The organism is Actinomadura formosensis NBRC 14204 (genome assembly GCF_001552155.1).
Lineage (GTDB): Bacteria > Actinomycetota > Actinomycetes > Streptosporangiales > Streptosporangiaceae > Spirillospora > Spirillospora formosensis.
Map to the genome: position 1 here is coordinate 1 of NZ_BCQQ01000248.1, position 3,514 is coordinate 3,514.

4 protein-coding genes are annotated in these 3,514 nt (G+C 74.8%); 3 read left to right on the forward strand and 1 reads right to left on the reverse strand.

Going from position 1 to position 3,514, the window contains the following annotated elements; genetic code table 11:
- Positions 1-367 (reverse strand): aminotransferase class V-fold PLP-dependent enzyme (locus AF1_RS32135; RefSeq protein ID WP_157419408.1); only part of this gene is annotated, 367 nt, incomplete at its 3' end.
- A gap of 133 nt (positions 368-500) precedes the next feature.
- On the opposite strand from AF1_RS32135, the gene AF1_RS32140 reads away from it, so the two are divergent.
- From AF1_RS32140 to AF1_RS32150, 3 genes are all read left to right on the forward strand, one after another.
- Positions 501-1,034 (forward strand): TetR/AcrR family transcriptional regulator, encoded by a 534-nt coding sequence (locus AF1_RS32140; protein ID WP_067808036.1) that lies wholly within the window; start codon positions 501-503, stop codon positions 1,032-1,034.
- 214 nt (positions 1,035-1,248) lie between these two features.
- Positions 1,249-2,484, forward strand: a complete 1,236-nt coding sequence (locus AF1_RS32145; RefSeq protein ID WP_067808042.1) for an MFS transporter — start codon at positions 1,249-1,251, stop codon at positions 2,482-2,484.
- Positions 2,485-2,538: 54 nt separating this feature from the next.
- On the forward strand, positions 2,539-3,514 hold a 976-nt coding region (locus AF1_RS32150), incomplete at its 3' end, for a serine/threonine-protein kinase (protein WP_157419410.1).

Below are 3,514 nucleotides of genomic sequence, written 5' to 3' on the forward strand. Positions count from 1 at the left end.
CCGGCAGCCAGTCGACGCGGGCGCCCTCATGGTCGGCGAGCCACTGCACCGCGTCCATGACGGCGTGGTGCTCGACGGCGCCGGCCAGCACGCGGGTGCGGGCCGGGTCGGCGGCGCGGCGCGCCCAGTAGATGCCCTTGATCGCGAGGTTGTCGGCCTCGGTGCCGCCGGAGGTGAACACGACCTCGCTCGGGCGGGCGTCGAACGCCTCGGCGATGATCTCCCGGGACTCCTCGACGACGCGGCGGGCGCGCCGTCCCACCGCGTGCAGGGAGGACGGGTTCCCCAGCTCGCGTAGTTCCGCCGTCATCGCCTCGATGGCCTCGGGCAGCATCGGGGTCGTCGCCGCATGGTCGAGGTAGGTCACCACGCGGTCAACAGTATCCGCGCCCGGCGTGTTCCCCCGCCGGTGCCCGTGCGGTTGCGCGAGGAGGCGGGAATACCCTTTCGGGTCCCCCGGTTCACCGTGTATACCGTCCAGCCGGTACAGTGGAGGGATCATGAAGAAGGAAGCCCTCCTGGACGCCGCCGAGACCATCCTCTCCGAGCAGGGGACGCAGGCGCTGACGCTCACCGCGGTCGCGGACCGCGCCGGCGTCAGCAAGGGAGGGCTGCTCTACCACTTCCCCACCAAGGAGGCGCTCGTCCGGGCGATGGTGGCGCGGGTCATCGAGGAGTTCGACGACCTGATCGCCTCCTACATCGACTCCTACGGGGACGGCGCGCCGGGCGCCTACACCCGCGCCTACGTCGAGGCCACGTTCGAGATCCTCACCGGGGAGGCCCGCGCCTACCGGCGATGGTCGGCGATCACGGCCGCCGCGGCGGATCCGGAGCAGGCCGCGCCGCTGAACGAGGCGATGCGCCGCTGGCACGGCCGCGACTCCGCGGACGATCCCGACCCGGGCATCGCCATGATCGTCCGGCTGGCGGCCGAGGGCCTCTGGGAAGTGGTCAGCCACGATCCGGGGCTGTACGACGCGCAGCAGCTCGACGCGCTGAAACGGCGGCTCCTGGGCCTGCTGGAGCGATGACCCCGGGGCGCCCCGCGCGCCCTCACCGAACCACCCGAGCGCTCCGGTCCCGATGACCTGGAGCGCCTGATCCCGTGGGGGACGGCCCCCGCACCACCGGCCCGCACCACCTGCCCGCACCACCTGCCCGCACCACTGGGCCGCACCGCGGTCCCGCGAGACGTCCGGCACACCGATCGGGGTGTGCCCCGCCGAGTCGAGAAAGAGGTGAACCATGCTGCCGCGTGCGCGTTCCGGAACGTTCCTGACCTTCGCGCTGGCCGGCCTGCTGACCGGAGTGTGGGTGGCGCGCATGCCCGCGCTGGCCGGCAAGTTCGGGACCACCGAGGGCGAGATCGGCATCGTCGTCCTCGTCTGGGGGCTCGGCGCGATCGTGGCCATGCAGGCACTGCGCGGGCTGATGGCGCGCGCGGGCAGCCGGACCGTGCTGCGGGTGGCGCTGCCGCTGACCGCGCTGTCCTACGCGGCGGTCGCGCTCGCCCCCGCCTACGGGGTGCTGCTGGTCGCGGTCGCACTGTTCGGCATGACGTTCGGGATCACCGACATCGCGATGAACGCGCAGGGCAGCGTCGTCGAGCAGGCGTACCGCCGGCCCATCATGAGCGGCATGCACGCCGGCTGGTGCGTCGGCGCGATGAGCGGCGGCCTGTTCGGCGTCGCCACGGCCGCCGCCGGGTTCGGGTTCACCGAGACCGTGCTGGCCACCGCGCTGCTGTCGCTGCCCGCCGGTCTCGCGCTCGGCCGCACCTATCTGCCCGACCCGGCGGCCCCGGCCGCGTCCGGAACTGGACGCGGGGCGCGCCGCATGCCCGCCGCCGTCTACCTGATCGGCGTCCTCGCGTTCATCGCGTTCATGACCGAGGGCTCGATCGCCGACTGGAGCGGGCTGCTCCTGCACGAGGAGCTGGGCGCCACCGAGGCCGTCGCCGCCGCCGGCTACCCGGTGTTCGAACTGGCGATGCTGCTCGGCCGGCTCGTCGGCGACCGGGTCCGGATGCGGGTCGGCACCCGCCGCCTGATGGTCGGCGCGGGCCTCGGCACCGCGGCCGGCATGACCGTCGTCGTGCTGGCGCCGACGCCGTCGGTGGCGATCGCCGGGTTCTTCGTCACCGGGCTGGTCGTCTGCACGGTCGTCCCGACGACGATCTCGCTGGCCGGGACCGCCGCGCCGGACCGTCCCGCCGCGGCCGTCGCCCAGGTCGGCGCGATGGGCTACGGCGGCCTGCTGCTCGGCCCGGTCGTGGTCGGATTCCTGGCGGACGCCACCTCGCTGCGCGTGGGCGTGGGCACGGTCGTGGTCCTGGCGCTGCTGATCGCGGCCGGGGCCCGCTTCGTCCCGCTCCGCACGGCCACCGGCGTCACCGTCCCAGCACCGGCCGAAGCGGCACCGGAGACCGCGGGCCCGGCCGGCGCCTCCGGCGACACCCGCTCCGAACCCGTCGCCGCCTGACGCCGCGGTCCGGTATAACCCCATCGGGATCTTTGCCGGAGATGGGGGCGGTACATGACGGGGTGGCGGGTTCCGGGGTACAGCGAGCTGCGGGCCCTCGGCGAGGGCGCGCAGGGCCGCGTCGTGCTCGCCCGGCACGACGCGACCGGCCGCCCGGCGGCGATCAAGTACCTGGGCGAGTCCCTGCTCGGGGACGCGCGGTTCAGGGAGCGGTTCCGCGGCGAGGCCGAGCTGCTGAGCCGGCTGCGCAACCCGTTCGTCGCGCAGCTGTTCGGGCTGGTCGAGAATCCGGGCGGCGCCGCCATCGTCATGGAGGCCGTGGACGGGGCGTCTCTCAAGGCGGTGCTGGCCGAGCGGGGACCGCTGGAGCCCGAGGCGGCCCTGGCGGTCCTCAAGGGCTCGCTGCTGGGCCTCGCCGCCGCCCACGACCTCGGCATCGTCCACCGCGACTACAAGCCCGCCAACGTGATCGTGCGCGGCGACGGGCTGAGCAAGCTGATCGACTTCGGCATCGCCGTGGACGCGGGCGCGTCCGGGCGCTCGGGCACCCCCGTCTACATGGCGCCCGAGCAGTGGCGGGACGAGCCCGCCTCCCCCGCGACCGACGTGTACGCGGCGGCGTGCGTGTTCTTCGAGTGCGTGACGGGACGCCGCCCCTACACCGCCGAGGACCAGGCGGGGCTCATGGGCCGTCACCTCACCGCGCCGATCCCGGTGGAGGACGTCCCCGAGCCGCTCCGCCCGCTGATCGAGCGCGGCCTGGCCAAGAACCCGTGGGACCGTCCGATGGGAGCCGCCGCGTTCGTCTCCGAGTTGGAGTCGGTCGCGGCGTCCGCCTACGGGGCCGGCTGGGAGGGACGCGGCGTCCGCACCCTCGCGGGGGCCGCCGCCGCGCTGTCGATGCTGTTTCCGCTGACCGCGCTCGGCCTCGGGTCGGGCGGGGCCTCGGCGGGGGCGGCGGGTGCCGCGGGGGCCGCCGGAGCGGGATCCGCGGGGGCCGCAGGCACCGGCGGGGCCGGGACGGCGGGGG